Source organism: Dactylosporangium salmoneum (assembly GCF_039532525.1).
Classification (GTDB): Bacteria; Actinomycetota; Actinomycetes; order Mycobacteriales; family Micromonosporaceae; genus Dactylosporangium; species Dactylosporangium salmoneum.
Map to the genome: position 1 here is coordinate 34004 of NZ_BAAARV010000049.1, position 23768 is coordinate 57771.

Below are 23768 nucleotides of genomic sequence, written 5' to 3' on the forward strand. Positions count from 1 at the left end.
GGCTACATCCAGGGCCGGGCGCCGACGCGGGCGGCCAGCTCGCGGCCGGCCCGCAGGTGGGCCTCCGACGGGCGGCCGAGCAGCTGCGCCAGGCGCCCCAGCAGCTGGTCGACCGGCGGCCCGGAGATGCTGCCGCTGGCCAGGCCGGCGAACTGGCCCGCCCACGGCAGCAGCAGCTCGTAGCAGTGCTCCGCGACCGCCTCGTCCCCGAGCGCGACCGCGTTCTCGGCCCGCAGCCCCATCCAGCCCAGCCAGTAGTAGTCCTCGCGGATCGGGACCTGCGGCCGCCAGCGGGCCCGGGCCTCGTCGAGCCGCCCGGCGTCGACGAGGGCCCGCACGATGAGCTCGTCGACGTCGTCGGGGGCGAACGCGCGGACCGCCTCGAGCACCGGCAGGCTGGCGTCGCCGCGGCCCTGGCTGAGCCGGACGAAGAAGATCCCGCCGATGGCGACCATGGAGGCGTTGGGCTGCCCGGCGGCCTCGATCCGCTCGCCCAGCTCGGTGTAGACGCGCTCGGCGGCGGCGTGGTCGCCGGCGAACATGGCCCGGATCGCGCCCAGCATGCCCATCACCAGCAGGGTCACGCCGAGCTGGCCCGCCGTGGAGCGCTCCAGGGCCCGGTCCAGGTGGGCCTGGGCCAGCGCCAGGTCGCAGCGCTCCAGCGCGACCTGGTACAGCACGTGGTACGCCTGCGTCTGGAACCCCAGCGACCCGGCCCGCTCGGCGACCTCGAGCAGCTCGGCGGCGATCCCGGGCAGCTCGTGGCGGCGCTGGGGGTTGAGCACGGCGAAGTACCGGGCGTTGAGCGCCTGGCACAGCAGCAGGTCATCGCCCTCGGCCCGGGCGATGCGCAGCGCCTCCGCGCTCGCCTCGGCGGCCCGGTCGAGATCCTCGCCCTCGATCTCGTACACCAGGGCGACCAGCATCCGGCAGCGCAGCGCGGCCGGCACGTCGGCCCGGGCGAGCGTGTCCTCGTACAGGTCGACGAGGTCGCGGTCGAGGAGCCGGTGCAGGCGGATGGTCCAGGCCACCGGGGCGTCGAACGCGCCGAGGGCCCGGGCGAGCGGCTCGGCCCCGGGTAGCTGCCGGGCGGCCTCGACGGCCTCGGCCCGGGCGGACCGGGCGGCGATCGCGTCGCCGGAGTTGGCCCGCGCGGAGACCAGCCCGCACAGCAGGTCGACGCGCAGGGCCGGGTCGGCGGGCTGCTGCATCGCGAGGGCGTCGAGCGCCCCGGCGTAGAGCTGCGCGGCCTCCCCGTGGGCGAAGAGCGCGGCCGCCTGGCGGGCCGCGGCGGCGGCGTGGGCGGCGGCCCGGGCCGCGGTGGCGGGGCTGGCGGCGGCACGCGCGTGGTGGCCGAGCGCGGCGACGTCCGCGGGGCGGACCCGCTCCAGCACGGCGAGGACCCGCTCGTGCAGCCGCCGGCGGCGAAGCTTCGGCATGTCGTCGTAGAGCACGTCGCGCAGCAGGGCGTGGCCGAAGCGGACCCGGCCCGGCCCGGGCTCCACCAGCAGCCCGGCGAGCACCCCGGCCTCGAGGCCGTCGAGGACCGCGTCCTCGTCCTCGGAGAACGCCTCGGTGAGCACGTCGATGTCGACGTCCCGGCCGAGGACGGCGGCGTGGCGCAGGATCGTCTGGGCGGGCGCGGGCAGCCGGCTGAGGCGGCGGCGCAGCACGTGGCCGATGCCGGCCGGGATGGCCCGCACCGCGCTGCCGGCCCCCTCGGCGGAGATCAGCCGGGCGGTCTCGGCGAGGAACAGCGGGTTGCCGCCGGTACGCTCGTGCACGAGCGCGGCGGTGGCCGGGTCCAGCGGCGCCCCGAGGTGCCCGGCGAGGATCTGGGCGGCGGCCTCGGCCCCGAGCCCGCCGAGCGCGATCTCGCTGGAGTGCGGCCCGGCCAGCGCCGCCCGCGCCGAGTCGAGCTGCTGCTGGGCCTCCCCGGGCCGGTAGGTGGCCACGATGAGCACGGGGCGCCCGGCCAGGGCGACGGCGACGTGGCGCAGCACCTGGAGCGTCTCACCGTCGGCGCGGTGCACGTCGTCGAGGACGACGAGCAGCGGGCCGCCCGCGCCGAGCCGCTCGCCGACGGCCTGGGCGAGCTGGAACTGGTCGCCGCCGCCGCGCCCCTCCAGCAGCGGCCGGAGCCGCTCGTCGCCGTCGCCGGCCAGCTCGCGCAGGATCTCGGCCCAGGCCCAGGCCGGCGGCGCGCCGTCGACCTCGGGGCAGCGTCCCCACGCGACCTGCCGGCCCTGCTGGGTCGCGAAGGCCCTGACCAGGGTCGTCTTGCCGGACCCGGCCTCGCCGCCGACCCACACGATGCGCAGCCGGTCGTCCTCGGCGGCGGCGAGCGCCGCCAGCTCGGCCTCGCGGCCGATCGCGCCGTCGCCGGAGCCGGAGCCGGGGGCCGCGTCCTGCCTGGGGGCGATGACCTCCACCCGCTCCTCGACCAGGTACGGCGCCTGGGCGAGGACGTCGGCCTCCAGGGCGCGCAGCGCCGGCCCGGGGTCGACGCCGAGCTCGTCGCTGAGGCGGCGGCGGGCCTGGCGCAGCGCGGCGAGGGCGTCGGCCTGGCGCCCGGCCCGGTACAGCGCGGACGCCAGCAGGTGGACCGCCTCCTCGCGCAGCGGGTGCTCCTGCACGTGCCGGTCCAGTTCGGGCACGATGAGCGCGGCCCGGCCCAGCCGCAGCGCCACCCGGCCGGCCGCCTCCACCGCGACCAGCCGGAGCTCCTCGAGGCGGGCCGCCTCCGGGGTGGCCCAGGGCTCGTCGGCGAACTCGGCGTACGCGGGGCCGGCCCAGCACTGCAGGGCCGCCCGCAGCGACTCGTCGGCGGCCCGCGGGTCGGCCTCGGCCAGCTCGCTGCCCCGGCGCAGCAGCGCCTCGAACCGCCAGGCGTCGACCTGCTCGTCTGGCAGGCGCAGCGCGTACCCGGGGGCGGCCGAGACGACGACCGTGGCCGGCGTGCGGGGCGCCCGGCCCGGCTCGAGGACCCGGCGCAGGTTCGAGACGTAGACCTGCAGCGCGGCGAGGGCCTTCGGCGGCGGCTCGCCCTGCCACAGGTCGTCGATGAACCGGTCGGTGGGCACCACGTGCCCGCCGGCGGCGACCAGCCGGGCCAGCACCGCCCGCTGCCGCGGGCCGCCCCCGTCCGCCGGTGCCCCGCCGACCTCGATGCGCAGCGGCCCGAGCACCTCGATGTGCAGCATTAGTGGAACAGCGAGCTCACGGACTCGCCGTTGTGGATGCGGCGCATGGCCTCGGCCATGGCCGGCGCGATGGACAGGACGCGAAGCTTCGGCACCCACTTGTCCTTGGGCAGCGGCACGCTGTTGGTGCACACGATCTCGAGCACGTCCTCCTGGGCCTGCAGCCGCTCCAGGGCGTCGCCGGTGAACAGCCCGTGCGTGCAGGCCACCCGGATGCTCGCCACGCCCCGCTCGCGGAGCCGGTCGATGAGCTCGAAGACGGTGCTGCCGCGGGCGATCTCGTCGTCCAGGACGATCACGTCGCGGCCCTCGATGTCGCCGATGACGGTGCTGATGACGACCCGGTCGTCGGAGAAGCGCTGCTTGGCCCCGGCGGCCACCGGTACCGACAACATCCGCGCGAATGCCGAGGCGGGCTTCGCGTTGCCCAGGTCCGGCGACACCACGACGCTGTTGGACAGGTCGTGGCCGGCGAAGTGCCCGGCGAGCTCGCGCAGCGCGTGCAGGTGGTCGACCGGCACCGAGAAGAAGCCGTGCACCTGCGGCGAGTGCAGGGTCAGCGTGAGCACCCGGCTGGCCCCGGCCGCCGTGAGCAGGTCGGCGACGAGCCGCCCGCCGATGGAGATGCGCGGCTCGTCCTTCTTGTCGGAGCGGGCGTACGCGTAGTGCGACATGACCACGGTGGTGCGCGCCGCCGACGCCCCACGGGCCGCGTCCAGCATCAGCAGCAGCTCCACGAGGTGCTCCTGCACCGGGGGCACCAGCGGCTGGATGAGGAACACGTCCCGCTCGCGGCAGTTGGCCTGCAGCTGTACCTCGAGGCAGTCGTTGGCGAAGCGGTCCACCCGCACGGGCAGCAGCGGCACCTCGAGCTGCGCGCAGATCTCCTCCGCGAGCGCGGGATGCGCGCTGCCACTGAACACGGCGATGTCGCGCACGGGCGGAACTCCTCGGGGCCGGGATCGGGTCACCCCGTTGATACCACACGCACCCGCCGGTCGCGGTCGTGCCGCGCGTCGTCTGCCGGACAGCGCCCCCGCAGGACGTAGCGGTCCACGAACTGGGCCACCGCGTCACGTACCGCCAGCGGCGCCTCACGGCGGGCGAGCACGGACTGGGCGGCGGTGAAGCAGGCCAGCGCGGCGGCGGCCAGGGCCGGGTCGGCCAGCCCGTCGCGGGCGGCGCCGAGCCAGTCGCGGTGCCGGCGCAGGGGCGAGCGCAGGTGCTCGGTCGCGTCGGCCGCCGCCTGGGCGCCCTCGGGGTCGTCGAGCAGCGAGGTGACGACGGCGACCGGCACGACCCAGTCGTCGCCGGCCTGCTGGTCGATCATCCGCAGCTCCAGGTAGCCGCGCGGGCGCACCGGCGGCACCAGGGTGCCGAGGTGGCGCTCGAGGTCGGTCAGGGTCACCGGCCGCGGCCCGTGCCCGCGCAGCCAGTCGCGCATGGTGAGCCCGCTCGGCACGAGCCAGCGCTCGCCCGCCGCCGGGTCGGTGGTGGCGTCGAAGTCGTCCGGGGCGACCATCGCGACCTTCGCGGCGAGGGCGTACCGGGCCCACGCCGTGCGCGGGTCGGCCGTGCGCCGGGGCGCGCGGGTGCGGCTCGCGTCGGTGCCGAAGCGCAGCGCCTGCCGGTAGGAGGCCCAGCGGCGCCCGGCCCGCGTCACGTGCGGCGAGTTGGCGAACGCGGCCATCAGCACCGGCCCGATGGCGTCGGCGAGCCACCAGCGCCGCGCGAAGTGCGACCACTCGTCGGCCTCGGCGCCCTCGGTGCCCGAGTCCAGGCAGACCTGGATCGACGCCGAGTTCGTCATGACGGTACGCCCGCGGGTCCCCGCCCGGTCGTGGTACTCGGCCAGCGCCACGTAGCGCGGGTGGTCCGTCACCAGCCGCGGCCGGCGCACCATGTCCAGCCCGGTGCCCTCCAGGAACAGCCCGTGCTCGGCCAGCCCGGCCCGCACCAGCGCCAGGTCCCCGGCGAGCGCGGCGACGCACGCGTCCATGTCGGCCCCGACCGCGCTGGACAGCTCCAGCTGCCCGCCCGGCTCGATCGTCACCGAGCTGCCGCCCGGCAGCGGGTTGCCGAGGTGGGCGAGCAGCCCGAGCAGCCGGCCCGGCGCCGGGCGGTGCAACGGACGGCGGGGGTCACGCACGCAGTACTCCAGCTCCACCCCGACCCGCCCCACCGGCCCCACCCGGAACCCGGAGGCGGCGACGTACGCGGAGGCGGTGGCCTCGGTGAGGAGGATGGCGGGTGTCGTGTCGTTCACGGCGGCCTCCCGGAAGAAGGGTGCGTGGTACCCAGGGTGGTGTTGCGGTTGGGAAAAGTGATCGTTCAGGTTGTGCTGGGTGTGGCGGCGGGACCGACCGGCGGCGGGGTGCCGGGCGAGTGCATTCAATTAGGCGGTCAGCGGGGCGTTCTGTCCAGCGCCAGAGGACAACGGGCGATGAACACTCGATGGGAACCCGCTGGATGCCCGCAGGATCTGCGGCCGGCCTGCGCCGGGAGGCCAGATCCTACATGCCGCGCCGGCCCCGGATTTCGCGCTGCCCCCCGTTCGATTTCCGCCGTGCGTGGCTGTCGGTTTTCCGGGCACGGCCGCGCTGCTGCGCCCGGTTGCCGAGCGTTCAATTGAATGGCGTTTATCGATACTCGTCGGCCTTACTCGTGAGTGGCGTTGCGTAGCATCTTCGCCACCGACGGTTTCGGGGCCCGTGACGAGCGACCGGCCCCGCGCGGCGTGTGCGCGGGGCCGGTCTTTCGGATCGGTCGGGTCCTACCAAGGGCTGGCGAAGTCCTGGGTCCAGAAGGGGACGCCGCGGGAGTCGTACGCCACCGCCACCCCCACGTTGCGGAACCGGCAGTTGAGGATGTTGGCCCGGTGGCCCGGGCTGTTCATCCATGCGCTCATGACGGACTGGGCCGTGGGCTGCCCCCAGGCGATGTTCTCGCCGTAGGCGGACCACCGGTACCCGGCCGCCCTGACCCGGGTCCCGGGTGAGCCGCCGCTGGGCGACCCGTGCGAGAAATAGCCACGTCCGGCCATGTCCCACGAATGCTGTCGCGCGGCGTTGCTCAGCCCTGCGCTCTGTGTGACCGGCCCGCACCCGGCCCGCGTGCGCACGCTGTTGGTGATGGCGATGACCCCGCGAACCATGGCCGAGTCGGCCGCGAACGCCGGGCCGGCCTGGACCGCCGCGCCCGCCGCGACCGCACCAGCGACGAGCGTCACGGCGACACCCTTCCGGAATACCATCTCACCTCCACGAAGTAGAGCAGATGGCCTGAAAGTAAGCCTTCGTCGGCTTATCGTCCGGAATCTGGGCAAACTCGTCGTCCTGCACCGGTGATGCGCTAAGGCGACGCTCGCTGTCCTTTCCGTACACCCGCCCCATTCACCCTTGAGGGTGACTTCTCCGCGCGCCGCCCGGTTATCCGATGGTCGCGAGCACGATGCGCTCCCGGCCGACCCCCGACCGGACCAGCCGGGCTACGTCCTCGGCGGCTGAGGCGGCGGTGCCGGCGACGAATGCCCGATGCCCTGTCGAGTCCCGCTCGTCCCGCTCGTCGGCCCCGAACCGGTCCCGCACGACGAGGGCACCCGCCGGCGCGAGGTCGGCGAGCCGGTACACGTCCCGCTCCACTGGCTCCGCTGGCTCCACTGGCTCTACCGGCTCCACTGGCTTTACCGGCTTTACCGGCTTTACCGGCGTCGGCCAGTAGACCGTGACATCACGCGGAGCACCCGATCGCAGGCGCAACGCGGTGAGCGCGGCCGCGACCGGCGCTACGGCGTCGCGCTGCGCCACGAACACGAGCGGACCGTCACCGTCGAGCGGCGCGGCCTCCCCGACCGGCGGGTAAAGGCGTAACCGATCCCCGACCGCGGTGCGCTCGACCAGCTCCGCCCCGATCGGGTCGCCCCGTGTAACGCGACGTGGAGCTCGACCGTGCGATCCGCCTCGGGGAGGTTGCCCACCCAGCAGTCCCGCGTCCGGCCCGCCAGCCGTGGCACCCCGACCACGGCGCGCATGCCGGCCGCGCACGGATACTGCAGGTACGTCCGCAGCCGCAGCACGCTCATGTCCGCGCGCCTCCGATCGCATCGCGTGACTTCGGCGCTCCACACCGTGGGCTCGGCCCTCGCGGCGGCCGCCCCGCCGGCCATCCAGCGTGCGACGAGGCGGCCGGCGTCGCGCAGCGCAGCCTCCTCGTCACCGCGCAGCGGCGGCGCGGGCCGGGTTCGCCTGCAGCGCGTCGACGAGCAGCACGGCCAGGGCCTAGAGCCGCTGCGGCGGTACCCGAGCGCCGCCACGGCCGGACCGAGATCGGCGCAGCGCGCGGCGGCAAGCCGCGGGTCGCCGAGGTTGGCGGCCAGTCAGGCCATGGCCTCGCGGGCGGCCGCGCCGCGTGCCGCCGGGTCGCTCGGCAGTAGCGTGCGCAGGTCGGCCAGCGCCTGCCGCTCATGCGCGCCGTCCAGGCCGCCGACCACATCCCAGCCCGGCCCCGGCCGAGCCACCCGCACCGGCGGCGAGGCCGTCCGGCCCGCGTCCAGCGGCGTCGGCGGTCCGGCGGTTCGGCCGGTGTCGTGTGGTGTCGGTGGTGCGGCGGTCCGGCCCGTGTCGTGCGGCATTGGTGGTGCGGTGGTCCGGTCGGTGTCGTGCGGTGTCGGCGGTGGGGTGGTCCGGTCGGTGTCGTGCGGTGTCGGTGGTGGGGTGGTCCGGTCGGTGTCGTGCGGTGTCGGTGGTGGGGTGGTCCGGTCGGTGTCGTGCGGTGTCGGTGGTGGGGTGGTCCGGTCGGTGTCGTGTGGTGTCGGTGGTGGGGTGGTCCGGTCGGTGTCGTGCGGTGTCGGTGGTGGGGTGGTCCGGCCGGTGTCATGCGGCATTGGTGGTGCGGGGGTTCGGCCGGTGTCGTGCGGTGTCGGTGGTGCGGGGGTTCGGCCCCGGTCCCGCGGTATCGGCGGTAGGACCTCTCCCCGCGGGGGCTGGTTCGGCCCCGGCCCTCCGCGCGGCGGCGGGCCGGGGTCCGGCTCCGTCGTGGGCCGGCGGTCCGGCGGGGCCGGCTTCCCGCCACGGCATCATGAGCCGTGACAGCGCACCGCCCCTCCAGCGAGCAACGTCGGCCGGCCACCCCCGATCGCTCGTCGTCGGCGGCGCATCCGGGAAAAGCGGCGGGCAGATCCGGTGCCGGGGTTGGCGGGCATGGCGGGCCATTATCGGATTGCGGATCTGCCGGTAATGATTGCGGTCCTGACGGAAATGATTGCGGGACCGACGGAAATAGCGCCGTAGGCCTGCCCGTGGCCGAGGGTGGCGCGGACGGTACCGGCGGTTGCGCGTCCAGCCGCCCCGCGATCTCGTCCAGCGCGGCGTCCATCGCGGCTTGTGCGCGAGCGAGCACACCGAGCAGCAGGCGCCGCAAAGGGGGGCGGCCGGTGACGCACCGGCGGATTGCGGGCCGTCCACCCGGCTCGGCGGCACGCTCGGTGGTGTGCCGGTCACGCGAACGTCCGGATGGCATCCTCGGCGGAGAAGCGCATAGCCGGTGAGGCCGGCGCCGCCCGGGTGGGTGCATGGCGCACCGCGGCCGGATCCGGGTTGCCGATGGTGCTCACCCTGTCGAGTGTGAGGCGACACGCAGCGTAGTGTCAGCCGGCTGCGACGGTGGCCGGCGTCGTCGCGGTCAGGGTGGCGCCGGTCAAGGGCAGGAGGTCGTCGAGGGCGGTGCGGGCGCCGAAGCGGTACGCGCGGTCGTAGTCCGGCGCGGGCAGCGCGGCGCGCAGGGCGGCGTCCGTCGACCGGCGCGACGGCAGCTCGCAGGCTGGGGTGGGGGCGGCGATCTCGCGGCGTACCAGGTCGGCGGCGCCCAGCAGGGCCGCGGCGTGCGCTGGGTCGCCACCGAGGCGGCGGCACTCGGCCAGGGCCTCGAGGACGCTCGCGGTGCGCCAGCGGTCGCCCACGCTGCGGTGCAGGGCCAGGCTGGCGCGCAGGCGCTCGGCCGCGGACGGCAGGCGGTCGTCGGCGAGGTCGGTCCGGCCCAGCAGGTCCTGCGCCCAGGCGACGCCCTCGGGGAAGGCCAGCTCGGTGAAGCGGTCCAGCGCGTCGAGCAGGTGCCGCCGGGCGGCCGGCTGGTCGCCGCGGTAGTGGGCGACGGCGCCCAGGTGGGTCAGGCACGACGCGGCGGACTCGGCGTCGGCGAGGTCCCGGAAGGCGGCCAGGCTCCGGGTCAGCAGGTCGGCGGCCGCGTCCAGGTCACCCGAGAGCCAGGCGGTCTTGCCCGCGAGCTGGGTGGCGTGGCCCTCGCCCCAGGCGTCGCCGGAGTCGCGGTACAACCGGCGGGCCTCGTCGAGATGGGTCATCGACTCGGCGTAGCGGGCGCGCTCGCGCTCGACGCCGCCCAGCAGGGTGAGGAGGCGGCCCCTCGCGGCGGGGTCGGCGCCGGTCAGGGGGAGCGCCGCGCGGGCCAGCGCCGCGGCGGCGGGGTAGTCGCAGGCGAGCATGGCCAGGGTCGCGGCGGCGCAGGACGCGGCCACGCGGGCGGGGGCCGGCGCGTCGGGGCGCCGTTCGAGGGCCTCGGCCAGCCAGTGGCGGCCCTGGGAGTACCCCCCGGTGAAATGCTGGAAGGGTGCCATCGCGGCGGCCATGCGCAGGTCGGCGTCGGCGGCGCGGCCGGGGCGCGTGGCCAGCCGGGCGAGGGCGGCGCGCAGGTTGTCCTGCTCCAGGATGAGGGTGCGCAGCCAGTCGCGCTGCCCGGGGCCCCGGATGCCGGCGGCGGCCCGCTCGGCGAGGTCGAGGTAGTGGGCGGCGTGGGCGTCCAGCGCGGCGGCGGCCTCGCCGGGGTGTTCGGCGAGGCGCGCGGCGGCGTAGGCGGCGACGGTCTGCAGCAGCCGGCCGCGGTACCGGTCCGTGGGCGCCGTCACCGGGCGGGCACCTAGCGCGCCGGCCAGCAGCGAGCGCTCGGCGAGGGCGTCGAGCAGCCCCGGGCGGTACGCCGGAAGGCTCGACACCGCCGCCTCGCTCCACCCGCCGTGGAAGACCGCGAGCTGGCGCAGCAGGGCCTGCTTGTCCGGCGACAGGAGGTGATAGCTCCAGTCGAGCGCGGCCCGCAGGGTGCGGTGGTGCTCCGGGCCGGCCGCCTTCGCGTCGGCGAGCACGCGGAAGCGGTCGGCGAGCAGGCGGCGCACCTCGGGCACCGACAGCAGCGCCGCGCGCGCCGCGGCCAGCTCGACGGCCAGCGGCAGGCCGTCCAGCGCCGCGCAGATCGCCGCGGCGGCCGGCAGGTGCGCGGCGGGCAGCGGCCTCCCGGTGCGCTCGAACATCCGCGTCTCGAACAGCCGCAGCGCCGTGTCCTTGTCGAGCGGCTCGACCCCGACCACGGTCTCGTCGGCCAGCCCGAGCGCCTGCCGGCTCGTGACGAGCAAGGACAGCCCCGGGTGTACCGCGAGCAGCCCCTCCACCAGCCCCGCCACCCCGGCCGCGACGTGCTCGCAGTTGTCCAGGACGAGCAGCAGCTCCCCGCGGCCGGCCGTGCCGGGCCGGACCTGCCGCGGCAGGCCCGCGGCGGTGTGCTCCTCGGGGTCTGCGGGCGCCGGGGTCAGGGCCGCGACCAGGGTGTCCAGCTCGCTGAGGTCGGGGCGGCGGGTCACGCCCAGCGCGTCGAGCACGAACCCGGCGGGCGACTGGTCGTCCATCGTGGACAGATCGACGAACCGCACCGGGCGGGCGGCCGTCGCGGCGGCCGCGATGGCGACCCGGGTCTTGCCGCAGCCGGCCGGGCCGACGAGCGACACCAGCCGCGGCCCGCCCCCGTCCAGCAGCCGGCGGACCGCGCGCACCAGGCTCTCGCGGCCGACCAGGGTGGTGAGCGGGGCGGGCAGCGCCGCCGCGCTCGACGCGGGGTCCATCCGGCGACTGTAGCGTCCACCTGGACGCCAGCTACCTGCCCGGCCGGGCGCGCGGCCCGCGGTAGCGTTGAGGAGACACGACCCGCGCGTCTTCTTGGGGGGAGAAGCATCCGCCGTGGCTTTCCTGGTCGAGATGCCCGACGGTGGCTACATCGAGGTCGAGGAGCGCGACGACATCGCCCCGGACGACCAGAGCGTCGTGGGCGTGCTCGGCGCCTCCCCGCTGGAGGGCACCGGCCTCATCACCTTCGGCGCGGCGGTCCGCACCGGGCTGACGGAGCAGGAGCAGGACGACTTCGCCGACTGGCTCTACGACCGGGTGGTGATGTTCGCCGAGCTCGGCGGGGAGATCGACGGCTGGCTACGCCGCGACGACGGCACGTGGGAGGTCCGGGCGTTCCGGTCGCTGCTGTGACCCGCCGGGGGAGAGCGACGAACGTCACTGATCAACGCTGAACGGACGATGAACACGGGGCCGCAAGGACGTCACGGCAACGGTTACGCTTGCGGGCAATGACGATGGTGATCGAAGCCCAGGGCGCCGGCCGGCAGCTCACGGTCGGGGCCGCCACCGAGGTCGGCCGGCGGTATGCGGCCAACTTCGACGTGCTGCACGCCGCCGAGCTGCAGCGCCGCCCCGGCCTGTGCGCCGTGGTGGCCGACGGCATGGGCGCCAGCGAGGGTAGCCGCACCGCAGGGCGCATGGCCGTCGATGTGTTCACCGCCGCCGTGCAGCAGCACCGCGGCCCCGTCGACCCGACCCCGCTCTTCGCCGCCGTCGCCGACGCCCAGCGCCGGGTCCGCGCCGCCGGCCAGGAGCTGCGCGAGCTCACCGGCTGCACGCTGACCGCCCTGGTCGCCGACGCCACCGGGGCGTGGGTGACGCAGATCGGCGACTCCCGGGTGTACCGGCTGCGCGGCGGCCTGCTGGAGCTGCTCACCGTCGACCACACCGCGGCCTGGCTCGGCGCCGTGCACGGCTGGTATCCGGCCGACTCCCCACAGGCGGCCGCCGCCCGCTACCAGCTGCACCGCTTCATCGGCCACCCGCAGCTGCCCGAGCCCGACGTGCTCAGCGTGACCATGTTCCCCGGCGACGTCTACTGCCTGTGCACCGACGGGATCGCCGAGCAGGTGCCGTACCAGTTCATGGAACGCACCCTCGGCAGCGGCGCATCGCCGGACGTGATGGCCTCGACGCTGGTCACGGCGTCGCTGGAGGCCGGCGGCCGGGACAACGCCACCGCGGTCGTGGTCAAGGTCTGCTGATCCTCAGTGCACTGCTAGCTCGTCGCGCGGCAGGCGCCGTCTGGCTCGTCGCGCGGCAGGCGCCGTCTGGCTCGTCGCGCGGCAGGCGCCGTCTGGCTCGTCGCGCGGCAGGCGCCGTCTGGCTCGTCGCGCGGCAGGCGCCGTCTGGCTCGTCGCGCGGCAGGCGTCGCCTGGCTCGTCGCGCGGCACGCGTCGCCGCGGGCCGAGTCCAGTTGCGTCACAGGCGCAGCGACTTGCGCACGGCGTCGACCTCGTCGGTCAATGCCTCGATGTGCTCGAAGTCCTCGGCGACCGCGAGGTCCACGCCGCACTCCGCCTGGCGCCGGCGTAGCAGCTCGCCCTGGTCGTACTGCGAGATGTGCACCGGAAACGCAAGGGAATCGAGGGCGTGGCCGTGCAGCGCGCCGGCGTCGACGTGCAGCCAGTCGTCCCATTCCTGGCGGGCGTAGACCCCGGCGTCGAAGCCCCTGTTCCATTCGGTGAACATGGCGAGCAGGCTCGGGGCGGCGCGCACCGGGTTCCAGTCGTCGGGCTCGAACTGGTACCGCCAGATCTCCCCCTCGCGGTCCCCGGTGACGACGAACGTGAACACGACGCGCTCGTACCACAGCACCGGCAACTGGTGCCGCCAGAAGAACGGGACGCCGACCGATGCCGACAGCGCGTCGAGCAGCTGGCCGGCGTCGTCCCACCGGGCCGGGAAGGCGCCCGCCGGCAGCACCCGCCCGTACGGCAGCGCCTCGCCGTTGAGCCACAGGATCTGCTCCGGGATGCGGTCCACGCCGAGGACCCGGCACAGTTCCCCGGCGGTCAGGTTGCCGGGGCGCTCCTGCATGTCGTGCCACGGCACGCCGGCCACGACCGCCGAGGTCTGGAACCGCGCCACGGCCGCCCGCAGGTCGTGCATGTCGTCGAGCATCGTTGTACCCCGCTCTCAGCCGGGCCGTGGCGCGACACGGCGGCCCGGTCCACCACGCCATCCATGCCGAGCGACCTTACCGCCGCGACGGGCGGCCGAGGCGGGATCAGGGGTCGATGGGCAGGGTGCGGTCGCGGCCGGAGAGGACGGCGACGACGGCCATGGCGGCGGTCAGGGCGCACAGCAGGGCCACGGGCAGGTTCCAGGCGCCGCTGGCGTCGCGCAGGGCGCCGACCAGGACGGGGCCGCCGGCGGCCAGCAGGTAGCCGACCGACTGGGCCATCGCCGACAGCGCGGCCGTCTGGGCCTGGCCGGTCGTGCGCAGGCTGAACAGGGAGAGGCAGAGCACGATGGCCATGCCGGAGCCGAAGCCGGCCAGCAGTACCGCGGCCAGGGCGAACGCCGGCGTCCACGGCAGCCACTGCAGGGCGGCCACGCCGGCGCCGATGCAGATCGTGCCGGCCAGGCCGACCAGGCGCTGGTCCGGTTGGCGGCGGATGAGGACCGGGACGATCAGGTTGGCCGCGACGGCCGCGGCGAGGAGGGCGAAGAGGTGCCAGCCGGCCACGCCGGCGGGGATGCCGTGGTCGCGCTCCATCGTCGGCAGCCAGGCGACCAGGACGTAGAAGCACAGCGACTGCAGGCCCATGAACAGCGTGACCTGCCAGGCCAGCGCGCTGCGCCAGGGCAGGGCGGCGTGGGTGGCGGGGCCGGTGGCGTCGGCCCGGGCGCGGGCCTGCGGGCCCCAGACGGCGGTGGCCAGCACGACGAGCAGCGCCCAGGCGGCCAGGGCGGGGCGCCAGCCGCCGAGCGTGGCGGCGAGCGGCACGGCGGTGCCGGAGGCGACGGCGGCCACGACGCTCTGTGTGGCCGAGTATCCGCCGGTGAGCTGGGCGACGCGGTCGGGGAAGTCGCGCTTGACGACGCCGGGCAGCAGCACGTTGAAGCAGGCGATGGCGGCGCCGACGGCGACGGTGCCGGTCCACAGCTGGGTCGGCACGGAGCGCACGGCGATGCCGGCGACGAGCAGCAGCAGGGCCAGGGCGAGGCTGCGCTCGAGGCCGATGCGGGCGGCGATGCGCGGGGCGAGCAGCGAGAACCCGGCGAAGGCGAGCAGCGGCAGCGCGGTGAGCAGGCCGGCGGCGGAGGAGGACAGGCCGAGGTCGGCGCGGATGTCGGCGACCAGCGGGCCGACCGACGTCAGCGGCGCGCGGCCGGCGGCGCCGATGAGCAGCACGCCGGCGACCAGGACCGCGACGGTGCGCCGCGTCGAAGCCTGGCCGTTCCGGTCCGTGCCGGGGCGCGCCGAAGCCTGGCCGTTCCGGTCCGTGACAGGGCGCGTCGCAGGCTCGCGGCGACCACGCGGATCGTGGCGCATCGCAGCGTCGCGGCGACGGCGCGGATCGTGGCGCATCACAGCGTCGCGGCGACGGCGCGGATCGTGGCGCATCACAGCGTCGCGGCGACGGCGCGGATCGCGGCGCTGAGGTCCTGCGGGGTCGGCGCGTCGTCCTCGTTGATCAGCGCCTGGACCAGCACCCCGCTGACCAGCGCCTGGTAGAGCGAGCCGATCTGGTCCGCGCGGACCGGCTCGAGCTCGGCGTCGATGCCGTGGAACACCTCCGCCCACAGGCGGCGGGCGTCGCGCATCCCGTTGGTCAGCATCGTGCGCACGTCCGGCGAGTGCTCCATCTGGATGAACGCGTCGAACGTCGCCAGGAGCAACGGCCGGCGGGTGCGCACGGTCGCGAGCATGTACTCCCAGTACCGCTCGAAGCGCTCGGCGCCGCTCAGCTCCTGCGCGTTGGCCGACATCAGCGCCTGGGCCAGCTCCATGCCCCAGTTCTCGATGGCCCGCTCCAGCGCGGCGTTGAGCAGGTTGGTCATGCCGCCGTAGTGGTAGCCGATCGAGCCCAGGTTGGTGCCCGACGCCTCGACGATGTCGCGCGCCGTGGTGCGGGCGTAGCCCTTCTCGTAGAGGCATCTGACGGCGCCCTCGAGGAGGTCTTCGCGGTGTCCCATGGCTCGCGATCTTACTATACGCTCGTGTTATACGGCCGTTCTATACAAACGTGTAGTACGGGCGTATGGTTCCCGGCATGGACATCCTCATCTCCGGCGCCAGCGTCGCCGGTCCTTCGCTGGCGTTCTGGCTGCAGCGGTACGGGCATTCGGTCACCGTCGTCGAGAAGGCACCCGCGCTGCGGGGCGGTGGCTACGCGGTCGACTTCCGCGGCAAGGTGCACCTCACGACGCTCGAGCGGATGGGGCTGCGCGCGCAGCTCGAGGCGCGGGCCACGCACATGGGCGACATCGCGCTCATCGACGGCGACGGCGCCCAGGTCTCGGCGCTGCCGTCGGCGATCTTCAGCGGCGACCTCGAGGTGCTGCGGGGCGACCTGGCCGAGGTGCTCTACGGGGCCACGCGGGAGCGGGTGCGCTACCGCTTCGGCGACCAGATCACCGGCATCGCGCAGGACGCGCACGGGGTCGACGTGACCTTCGCGAACGGGGAGCCGGGCCGCTTCGACCTGGTGGTCGGGGCCGACGGGGTGCACTCCGGGGTGCGGCGGCTCGTCCTCGGCGACGACCCGGCGCACCGCAAGCCGCTCGGCGTCTACGGCGGGGTGTTCACCATGCCCGGCACGATGGGGCTGCGGCGCACCGGCATCATCTACAGCGAGCCCAACCGCTCGGTGTCGGTCATGTCGCCGCACGGCGGGGACCAGATCGTGTCGATGACCTTCGCCGAGCCGGGCCTGGACTTCGACCACCGCGACGTGGAGCAGCAGCGGCGGCTCATCGCCGAGCGCTTCGCCGGTGTCGGGTGGCGCACCGCCGAGCTGCTGGCGGCCATGGAGCGGGCCGAGGACTTCTGGTTCGACGAGACCACGCAGATCCACCTGGACCGCTGGTCGCACGGGCGGGTGGTGCTGCTCGGCGACGCCGGGTTCGCGGGCGGGCCGGGCGGCAACGGCACCGGGCTGGCGGTCGTCGGCGCCCACGTGCTGGCCGGCGAGCTCGACGCGGCGGGCGGCGACCACGCGGCGGCGTTCGAGCGGTACGAGCGGCTGATGCGGCCCTACGTGGCCACCTGTCAGAAGCAGGCGGACGGCAGCCCCGACTTCCTGGTGCCCTCGACCTGGAAGAAGATCGCCCAGCGCAACCGTTTCTTCAAGACGGTGCGGTACGTCCCGCCGGCGCGGCGCCTGTTCAGGTACCTGGCGACGAGGACGGCCACGGCGTTCGAGCTCCCGGAGTACCGGCTGCCCGCGCTGGTGTAGGCGAGTGGCCTGGGTCACACCAAAGGCACCGACGGGAACATAGGGCATCGTTTGTAACTTAAGCCTGACACGCTCAACCTACTGATGGCAGGTGTGTCCTGATGGCAACGCTCCCGGTTCTCCCACTCAACGACGACGTCCTGCTCCCTGGCATGGTCATCCCCGTGACGCTCGACGCCTCCACGCAGGCGGCCGTCGACGCGGCGCGCGCAGCCGGCGACAAGCGGGTCCTCGCGGTCCCGCGGGTCGACGGCGAATACGGCTCCTTCGGCGTCATCGCCGCGCTCGACAAGGTCGGCCGCCTGCCCAGCGGCGAGCCGGCGGCCGTGATCCGCGGCCTGGACCGGGCCCGCATCGGCGCCGGCGTGCCCGGCCCCGGCGCGGCGCTGTGGGTCGAGGCCACCCCGCTGAGCGAGCCCGCACCGGCCGGCAAGGCCCGGGAGCTGGCCCGCGAGTACAAGGCGCTGGTCATCGGCGTGCTGCAGGAGCGCGGCGCGTGGCAGGTCATCGACACCGTCGAGAAGATGACCGACCTGTCCGAGCTGGCCGACTCGGCCGGCTACGCGCCCTGGCTGACGCTGAGCCAGAAGATCAAGCTGCTCGAGGCGCCGGACGTCACCGCCCGGCTGGAGCTGCTCGTCGAGTGGGCCCGCGCCCACGCGGCCGAGCAGCAGGTCAACGAGAAGATCAACCATGACGTGCGCGAGGGCCTGGAGAAGACCCAGCGCGAGTTCCTGCTCCGCCAGCAGCTGACGGCGATCCGCAAGGAGCTGGGCGAGGACGAGCCCGACGGCTCGGCCGACTACCGCGCCCGCGTCGAGGCCGCCGACCTGCCCGAGAAGGTCAAGGAGGCGGCGCTGCGCGAGGTGGGCCGGCTGGAGCGGGCCAGCGACCAGTCGCCGGAGGCCGGCTGGATCCGCACCTGGCTCGATACCGTGCTCGAGATGCCGTGGAACGAGCGGACCGAGGACAACACCGACCTCGCCGCCGCCCGCGCGGTGCTCGACGCCGACCACGCCGGACTGGCCGACGTGAAGGACCGCATCCTGGAGTACCTCGCCGTGCGCAACCGCCGCGCGGAGAAGAACCTGCAGGTCGTCGGCGGCCGCGGCTCCGGCGCCGTGCTGGCCCTCGCCGGCCCTCCCGGGGTGGGCAAGACCAGCCTCGGCGAGTCGGTGGCCCGCGCGCTGGGCCGCAAGTTCGTCCGTGTCTCGCTCGGCGGCGTCCGCGACGAGGCCGAGATCCGCGGCCACCGGCGCACCTACGTCGGCGCGCTGCCGGGCCGGATCGTGCGGGCCCTGCGCGAGGCCGGCTCGATGAACCCGGTCGTGCTGCTCGACGAGGTCGACAAGCTGGCCGTCGGCTACGCCGGCGACCCGGCCGCGGCCCTGCTGGAGGTGCTCGACCCGGCGCAGAACCACACGTTCCGCGACCACTACCTCGAGGTCGACCTCGACCTGTCCGACGTGCTCTTCCTCGCCACCGCCAACGTGGTGGAGACCATCCCCGGCCCGCTGCTGGACCGCATGGAGCTGGTGAGCCTGGACGGGTACACCGAGCAGGAGAAGGTCGCCATCGCCCGCGACCACCTGCTGCCGCGGCAGCTGCAGCGGGCCGGCCTGGAGCCGGCCGACTTCGCCATCACCGACGAGGCGCTCGCGCGCATCGCCGGGGAGCACACCCGCGAGGCGGGCGTGCGGCAGCTGGAGCGGGCCCTCGCGAAGATCCTGCGCAAGGTCGCGGTCGCGCTGGCCACCGACCCGGTGCCGGTCGCGGTCGGGGTGGACGAGGTGGCGAAGTACCTGGGCCGGGCCCGGTTCACGCCCGAGTCGGCCGAGCGCACCGCCGTGCCCGGCGTGGCGACCGGCCTGGCGGTGACCGGGGCGGGCGGCGACGTGCTCTTCATCGAGGCCACCTCCATGGAGGGCGAGCCCGGCCTGACCCTGACCGGCCAGCTCGGCGACGTGATGAAGGAGTCGGCGCACATCGCGCTGTCGTACCTGCGCTCCAACGGCCGGCGGCTCGGCATCGACCCGAACCGCCTCGCCGGCCGGCGCATCCACCTGCACGTGCCGGCGGGCGCGGTGCCCAAGGACGGCCCGAGCGCCGGCATCACGATGGTGACGGCCCTCGCCTCGCTGGCCACCGGCCGCCCGGTGCGCCCGGAGTTCGGCATGACCGGCGAGGTCACCCTGGCCGGCCGGGTCCTGCCGATCGGCGGGGTGAAGCAGAAGCTGCTCGCCGCCCACCGCGCGGGCCTGACCGAGGTCATCATTCCGAAGCGCAACGAGCCCGACCTGGACGACCTGCCCGAGGAGGTCCGCGGACAGCTGACCGTGCACGCCCTGGCCGACGTGGCCGACGTCCTGGCCCTGGCCCTGCGCCCGGCGTCGGAGGCCCAGCCGGCCGACGACCCGGCCCCGACCGGCGGCCAAGGCGACGGCCCGGCCGTCCCGGACTACGTGCCGGCCGGCATCTGACGCCGGCACCGCCCGGGACATCCGGACACCGGTCGGGCGGTCCGTATCCACGACACGAGGGCCCGCATCCCGCGCATCGGGGTGCGGGCCCTCGTGTCGCGGGCGGCGCCGGGGCGGCGGCGGCCCCGGTACGGTGATCGGCGTGACGGTGTCGATGCGGTGGGACGACGTGCTCGTGTGGCGGTGCCGCCGGCAACTGCTGCACCGCCCGGACGAGGCCGCCGATCCGCTCGTCGTGGTGCGGGCGCTGGCCGGGGTGCAGGCGCAGGTGGCCTCGTGTGCCGAGCAGGCCGTCGCGGCCCGGCAGCCGGTGCCCGATCCGAAGAGCGTGCGGGCGGCGATCGAGGATCGGCGGCTGGTCAAGACGTGGGCCGCCCGCGGGACGCTGCACTTGCTCGACGTGGCCGGGGCGCCGGCGCAGCTGGCGCTGCTGGCGGCGGCCCGCACGTGGGAGAAGGGGGCCTGGCAGCGCACGTTCGTCACCGTTGGGCAGCTGGAGAAGATCGCGGCGGCGGCCTGGGAGGCGCTGGACGGGGCGGTGCTGACCCGGGAGGAGCTCGCCGAGGCGATCGTCGAGCACGCCGGGGAGCCGGGACTGCGCGAGCACCTCGCCTCCGGGTGGGGCGCGGTACTCAAGCCGCTCGCGTGGCAGGGGGCGCTGGTGTACGGGCCGAACAGCCAGGGGGACAACCGGGTCACCTTCACCCGGCCGGACACGTACCTGCCGGGGTGGGGCGGGCTGCCCTCGCCCGAGGACGCGGCGCGGATCGTGATCCCGGCGTACCTCGGGGCGTACGGGCCGGCGTCGATGTCCGCGTTCGATCAGTGGCTGATCCGCGGGGCGTCGAAGAGGGCGGCGCTGCGCGGATGGTTCCGGGCGCTGCTCGACGACGGAGCGATCGCCGAGGTGGACGTCGAGGGGGAGCGGCTGTTCGCGCGGGCGGAGGACCTGGCGTCGCTGGCCGCGGTGGAGCCCTTCGACGAGGTGCGGCTGCTGCCCGCTTTCGATCAGTTCGTGCTCGGGCCCGGCACGGGCGACCCGCGGGTGGTGCCGGCGCAGCGGCGGGCGGCCGTGAGCCGGGCGGCCGGGTGGATCTCGCCCGTGGTCGCGTACCGGGGGAGGGTCGCCGGCGTGTGGGACGGCGGCGAGGTCACCCTGTTCGACGAGACGGTGCCGGCGGAGGGCGTCGAGGCGGAGCGGCGCCGCCTCGCCGGATAGCCGCCGGACGGCCTCAGCCCTTGAGGAGGGCGCGGGCCTTCTCCGGGTCGGTCTCGCCGATGGTGGAGGACGGGCACTCGGCGGCCAGCGGGCAGGCGCCGCAGGCCGGCTTGCGGGAGTGGCAGGTGCGGCGGCCGTGCAGGATGAGCAGCAGGTTGACGGCCACCCAGTCCTTGCGCTCGAAGAGGGCCTGGATGGCGGCCTCGGTCGCCTCGACGTCCTTCTCCGGGGCCCAGCCCAGCCGGTGCGCGACCCGCGCCACGTGCGTGTCGACCGAGACCGCGGGGGTGCCGAACGCGTTGCCGAGCACCATGTTCGCCGTCTTGCGGCCCACCCAGGGCAGGGCGACGAGCTCCTCCAGGGTGGCCGGCACCTCGCCCTCGTGCCGTTCGACGAGGACGGCGGCGAGCTTGATGACGTTGCGGGTCTTCTGCCGGTAGTAGCCGACCGGGACGAGGATCTGCTCCATCTCGGCCGGGTCGGCGGCGGCGAGGTCGGCGGCCGCCGGGTACCGCTCGAAGAGCACCGGCCGGACCGCGTTCACCCGCTCGTCGAGCGTCTGCGCCGCGAGGGTCGCCACGACCAGCAGCTGCAGCGGGGAGTCGAAGTCGAGCTCGAGGCGGGAGTCGGGGTAGCGGGCGGTGAGCAGGCGCAGGATCCGCCGGGCCCGGCGGGTCTCCGCGACGGTCGGCTCGACCAGGGAGGACGGCACCCGACGAGCCTACGCCTGACAACGCGACGGGACGGCCCCGCGAGGCCGCCCCCTGGCGAAATAGCTCGGACGTGGCCGAGGCGCAACGCGACGGGGCGGCCCCGCGAGGCCGCCCCCTGGCGAAATAGCTCGGACGTGGCCGAGGCGCAACGCGACGAGGCGGCCCCGCGAGGCCGCCCCGTGCCGAAATAGCCTGTGCCGAAAGACCTCAGATGAGGCCGAGGCGCTCGACGGCGGCGCGCTCCTCCTCCAGCTCCGCGACCGAGGCGTCGATGCGGGCGCGGGAGAACTCGTCGATCTCGAGACCCTGCACGATCTCCCAGCGGCCGCCGCGCGAGACGACCGGGAAGGAGGAGATCAGGCCGGCCGGCACGCCGTAGGAGCCGTCGGAGACGATGGCGGCCGAGGTCCAGTCGCCCTCGGGCGTGCCGTTGACCCAGTCGTACACGTGGTCGATGGCGGCCGACGCGGCCGACGCGGCCGAGGAGGCGCCGCGGACCTCGATGATCTCGGCGCCGCGCTTGGCCACGCGGGGGATGAACTCGTCGGCGAGCCACTGCTGGTCGTTCACGGCCTCGGCGGCGTTCTTGCCGGAGACCTCGGCGTGGAACACGTCCGGGTACTGCGACGCCGAGTGGTTGCCCCAGATGGTCATCTTGCTGATCTCGGCGACCGGCACGCCGAGACGGCGGGCCAGCTGGGCTACGGCGCGGTTGTGGTCGAGGCGGGTCATCGCGGTGAAGCGCTCGGCCGGCACGTCCGGCGCGTGCCGCTGGGCGATCAGCGCGTTGGTGTTGGCCGGGTTGCCGACCACGAGGACCCTGATGTCCTCGGCCGCGCCGGCGTTGATCGCCTCGCCCTGCGGCTTGAAGATGCCGCCGTTGGCCTCGAGCAGATCGCCGCGCTCCATGCCCTTGGTGCGGGGGCGCGCGCCGACGAGCAGGGCCACGTTCGCCCCCGAGAAGGCCGTCTTCGGGTCGTCGAACACGTCCACGCCGGCCAGCAGCGGGAACGCGCCGTCCTCCAGCTCCAGGGCCGTGCCCTCGGCGGCGCGCACGGCCTGCGGGATCTCCAGCAGCCGCAGCTTGACCCGCGTGTTCGCGCCGAGCAGCTGCCCGGACGCGATGCGGAACAGCAGCGCGTAGCCGATCTGGCCGGCCGCGCCGGTCACGGTGACGTTGACGGACGAGTCGCTCATGAGACTTCTCCTGCAGCAGCGGCGGGTGTGCACTTCGGCTTCAAACTATCCCCACTGCCCCAACGGGCGTTCACCATCCGTCCACTCCGTGTGGCTTACGGCACTCGATCAGGTAGCGCGTCGTGGTCGCGATGAAGCTGCCCTCCCGGCCGATGTGCTCGTGGAGAGCGGCCAGCTGCCCGCGGTACCGCGAAATCGTGAAATCCGGCACGATCCAGATCACCTTGCGCAGGAACACCGCCACCGCCGCGACGTCGAAGAACTCCAGCCGCAGGGTCGCCTCGCGCACGTCGACGACCCGCAGGCCGGCGCGCGCCGCCCCCTCGGCGGCCCGGGCCACGCTGCGCCCGTCGCTGACCGGCTGCGGCCCCATCATGAAGTCGGTGAGGGCCGCGGCGGTGCCGACCCCGACGTGCTGGGCGAGGTACGTCCCGCCGGGCGCGAGGGCGTGCGCGATGCCCGGCCAGTGCACGGTCGCCGGGTGCCGGCTGCTGACCAGGTCGAACGCGCCGGGCTCGAACGGCGCCACGGCGTCGTCGGGGACCTCGGCCACCTCGGCGCGGTAGGGCGCGAGGGCGGCGCGGGCCAGCGCCGCGTTCGGCGCCCACGACTCGGTCGCCGCCACCCGCCGGGGTCCGCCGCCGGCCGCGGCCGCGCCGTCGAGGGCCTCTCGGAACACCTCGCCGCCGCCGGTCTGCAGGTCCAGCGCGGCGGTCGCGGTGCCCAGCCGCCGGGCGAGGAGGCGGGCGTACCCCCACGGCGGCCGCTCCTCGGTGGCCCGCCCGGCGAACCAGGAGAAGTCCCAGCCCTCGACCGGCACCGTCGCGCCCTCGTCGAGCAGGTCGTCGAGCTCACGCATGGTTGCACCCTCCGTTGCCGGGGCATCACCCTGGCATGACGATCATTACGCAGAACACGCCGTTGTGGCTGGCCACGGCGGCGGAGCACGAGATACAGGCCGGCCGGGTGATCGGCTGGCAGACGGAGCACGTGCAGCCGTTGCCGCTGGTCGCGTGGACCGACGAGACCGGCCTGCTCACAAGCGTCGGCGCCCCGGTTAGCCCGGTGGTGTGGCTCGGCGACACGCGAGGCGAGGCGGTCGAGTCTGCCCAGCGCGAGACGAGGCTCGCAACCCTATAAATCGAAACCCTGGGGCGCCGACACTCACGCGGCGACCTGCGCCCGGCTTCGCACGCCCGCCCAGCAGCTCGTGCAGCAGCCGCGTCTTGCCGATTCCCGCCTCGCCGGCCAGGAACAGCAGGTGCCCGCGCCGCTGGGTGGCCTCGGCGTGCCGGCGCGCGGCCAGGGCCAGCAGGTCGTCGCGGCCCACCAGGGCCGGGCTCACCTGCCGGGCCGCACCGGCAACGCCTGGCGCACGCCGAAATCGTGGTGTGCACTTCGAGCGGGCGTGGCTCGACCCGGAGTCGAGCAAGGTCTTCTGCCTGTCGACGGGGCGGAGCAAGGAGGCCGTGATGCGGGTGCACGAGCGCGCCGGCCATCCGACGACCGAGGTGTACGAGCTGTCGATCGAGGTCTGAGCACCCGTCTCGGCCTAGTTTCCTAGGACGTGTAGGCGCCGTGTCG

The 23768-nt window shown here is 74.9% G+C and carries 20 protein-coding genes; 7 read left to right on the top strand and 13 right to left on the bottom strand.

The window, feature by feature from the left end:
* Window positions 1-2: 2 nt before the first annotated feature.
* The 7 genes from ABD352_RS28120 to ABD352_RS28150 form a co-directional block, all read right to left on the bottom strand.
* A complete protein-coding gene (locus ABD352_RS28120) occupies window positions 3-3203 on the bottom strand; it encodes an ATP-binding protein (RefSeq protein ID WP_344615510.1) in 3201 nt (1066 codons plus the stop codon).
* Window positions 3203-4141 (bottom strand): ribose-phosphate diphosphokinase, encoded by a 939-nt coding sequence (locus ABD352_RS28125; RefSeq protein WP_344615511.1) that lies wholly within the window; start codon window positions 4139-4141, stop codon window positions 3203-3205. The genes ABD352_RS28120 and ABD352_RS28125 overlap by 1 nt, the downstream gene beginning before the upstream one ends.
* Window positions 4142-4170: 29 nt before the next feature.
* On the bottom strand, window positions 4171-5469 hold the full coding sequence (locus ABD352_RS28130; protein WP_344615512.1) for a glutamate-cysteine ligase family protein: 1299 nt from the start codon (window positions 5467-5469) through the stop codon (window positions 4171-4173).
* Window positions 5470-5976: 507 nt separating this feature from the next.
* Window positions 5977-6432, bottom strand: a complete 456-nt coding sequence (locus ABD352_RS28135; protein ID WP_344615513.1) for a CAP domain-containing protein — start codon at window positions 6430-6432, stop codon at window positions 5977-5979.
* 199 nt (window positions 6433-6631) lie between these two features.
* On the bottom strand, window positions 6632-7015 hold the full coding sequence (locus ABD352_RS28140; protein WP_344615514.1) for a hypothetical protein: 384 nt from the start codon (window positions 7013-7015) through the stop codon (window positions 6632-6634).
* 563 nt (window positions 7016-7578) lie between these two features.
* Window positions 7579-7833 carry a hypothetical protein gene (locus ABD352_RS28145; RefSeq protein WP_344615515.1) on the bottom strand — a complete coding sequence of 85 codons (255 nt, stop codon included), beginning with the start codon at window positions 7831-7833 and terminating at the stop codon, window positions 7579-7581.
* Window positions 7834-8847: 1014 nt separating this feature from the next.
* Window positions 8848-11103, bottom strand: coding sequence for an ATP-binding protein (locus ABD352_RS28150; protein WP_344615516.1), 2256 nt, complete (start codon window positions 11101-11103; stop codon window positions 8848-8850).
* Between the two features lie 115 nt (window positions 11104-11218).
* On the opposite strand from ABD352_RS28150, the gene ABD352_RS28155 reads away from it, so the two are divergent.
* A complete protein-coding gene (locus tag ABD352_RS28155) occupies window positions 11219-11518 on the top strand; it encodes a hypothetical protein (RefSeq protein ID WP_344615517.1) in 300 nt (99 codons plus the stop codon).
* 98 nt (window positions 11519-11616) lie between these two features.
* Complete coding sequence (locus ABD352_RS28160; protein WP_344615518.1) at window positions 11617-12372, top strand: PP2C family protein-serine/threonine phosphatase; 756 nt, start codon at window positions 11617-11619, stop codon at window positions 12370-12372.
* A 217-nt stretch (window positions 12373-12589) separates the two neighbouring features.
* On the opposite strand, the gene ABD352_RS28165 is transcribed toward ABD352_RS28160, so the two are convergent.
* The 3 genes from ABD352_RS28165 to ABD352_RS28175 form a co-directional block, all read right to left on the bottom strand.
* Complete coding sequence (locus tag ABD352_RS28165) at window positions 12590-13291, bottom strand: hypothetical protein (protein WP_344615519.1); 702 nt, start codon at window positions 13289-13291, stop codon at window positions 12590-12592.
* 106 nt (window positions 13292-13397) lie between these two features.
* The gene (locus ABD352_RS28170; RefSeq protein ID WP_344615520.1) at window positions 13398-14528 is read right to left on the bottom strand and encodes a CynX/NimT family MFS transporter; all 1131 of its coding nucleotides are present in this window, start codon (window positions 14526-14528) and stop codon (window positions 13398-13400) included.
* A 212-nt stretch (window positions 14529-14740) separates the two neighbouring features.
* Window positions 14741-15313: a TetR/AcrR family transcriptional regulator gene (locus tag ABD352_RS28175; protein ID WP_344615521.1), complete on the bottom strand. Its 573-nt coding sequence runs from the start codon at window positions 15311-15313 to the stop codon at window positions 14741-14743.
* A 77-nt stretch (window positions 15314-15390) separates the two neighbouring features.
* On the opposite strand from ABD352_RS28175, the gene ABD352_RS28180 reads away from it, so the two are divergent.
* The 3 genes from ABD352_RS28180 to ABD352_RS28190 all read left to right on the top strand — a co-directional run bounded on the left by ABD352_RS28180 (window position 15391) and on the right by ABD352_RS28190 (window position 20274).
* Window positions 15391-16575: an FAD-dependent monooxygenase gene (locus ABD352_RS28180; protein ID WP_344615522.1), complete on the top strand. Its 1185-nt coding sequence runs from the start codon at window positions 15391-15393 to the stop codon at window positions 16573-16575.
* 101 nt (window positions 16576-16676) lie between these two features.
* Window positions 16677-19055 (top strand): endopeptidase La, encoded by a 2379-nt coding sequence (lon, locus tag ABD352_RS28185; protein WP_344615523.1) that lies wholly within the window; start codon window positions 16677-16679, stop codon window positions 19053-19055.
* 142 nt (window positions 19056-19197) lie between these two features.
* The gene (locus tag ABD352_RS28190) at window positions 19198-20274 is read left to right on the top strand and encodes a DNA glycosylase AlkZ-like family protein (RefSeq protein ID WP_344615524.1); all 1077 of its coding nucleotides are present in this window, start codon (window positions 19198-19200) and stop codon (window positions 20272-20274) included.
* A 13-nt stretch (window positions 20275-20287) separates the two neighbouring features.
* On the opposite strand, the gene nth is transcribed toward ABD352_RS28190, so the two are convergent.
* The 3 genes from nth to ABD352_RS28205 all read right to left on the bottom strand — a co-directional run bounded on the left by nth (window position 20288) and on the right by ABD352_RS28205 (window position 23043).
* Window positions 20288-20986: an endonuclease III gene (nth, locus tag ABD352_RS28195; protein ID WP_344615525.1), complete on the bottom strand. Its 699-nt coding sequence runs from the start codon at window positions 20984-20986 to the stop codon at window positions 20288-20290.
* A 208-nt stretch (window positions 20987-21194) separates the two neighbouring features.
* Window positions 21195-22184, bottom strand: coding sequence for a malate dehydrogenase (locus ABD352_RS28200; RefSeq protein ID WP_344615526.1), 990 nt, complete (start codon window positions 22182-22184; stop codon window positions 21195-21197).
* A 70-nt stretch (window positions 22185-22254) separates the two neighbouring features.
* The gene (locus ABD352_RS28205; RefSeq protein WP_344615527.1) at window positions 22255-23043 is read right to left on the bottom strand and encodes an SAM-dependent methyltransferase; all 789 of its coding nucleotides are present in this window, start codon (window positions 23041-23043) and stop codon (window positions 22255-22257) included.
* 35 nt (window positions 23044-23078) lie between these two features.
* On the opposite strand from ABD352_RS28205, the gene ABD352_RS28210 reads away from it, so the two are divergent.
* Window positions 23079-23324: a hypothetical protein gene (locus ABD352_RS28210; RefSeq protein ID WP_344615528.1), complete on the top strand. Its 246-nt coding sequence runs from the start codon at window positions 23079-23081 to the stop codon at window positions 23322-23324.
* Window positions 23325-23575: 251 nt separating this feature from the next.
* The gene (locus ABD352_RS28215; RefSeq protein ID WP_344615529.1) at window positions 23576-23722 is read left to right on the top strand and encodes a nickel-binding protein; all 147 of its coding nucleotides are present in this window, start codon (window positions 23576-23578) and stop codon (window positions 23720-23722) included.
* Window positions 23723-23768: the final 46 nt, after the last annotated feature.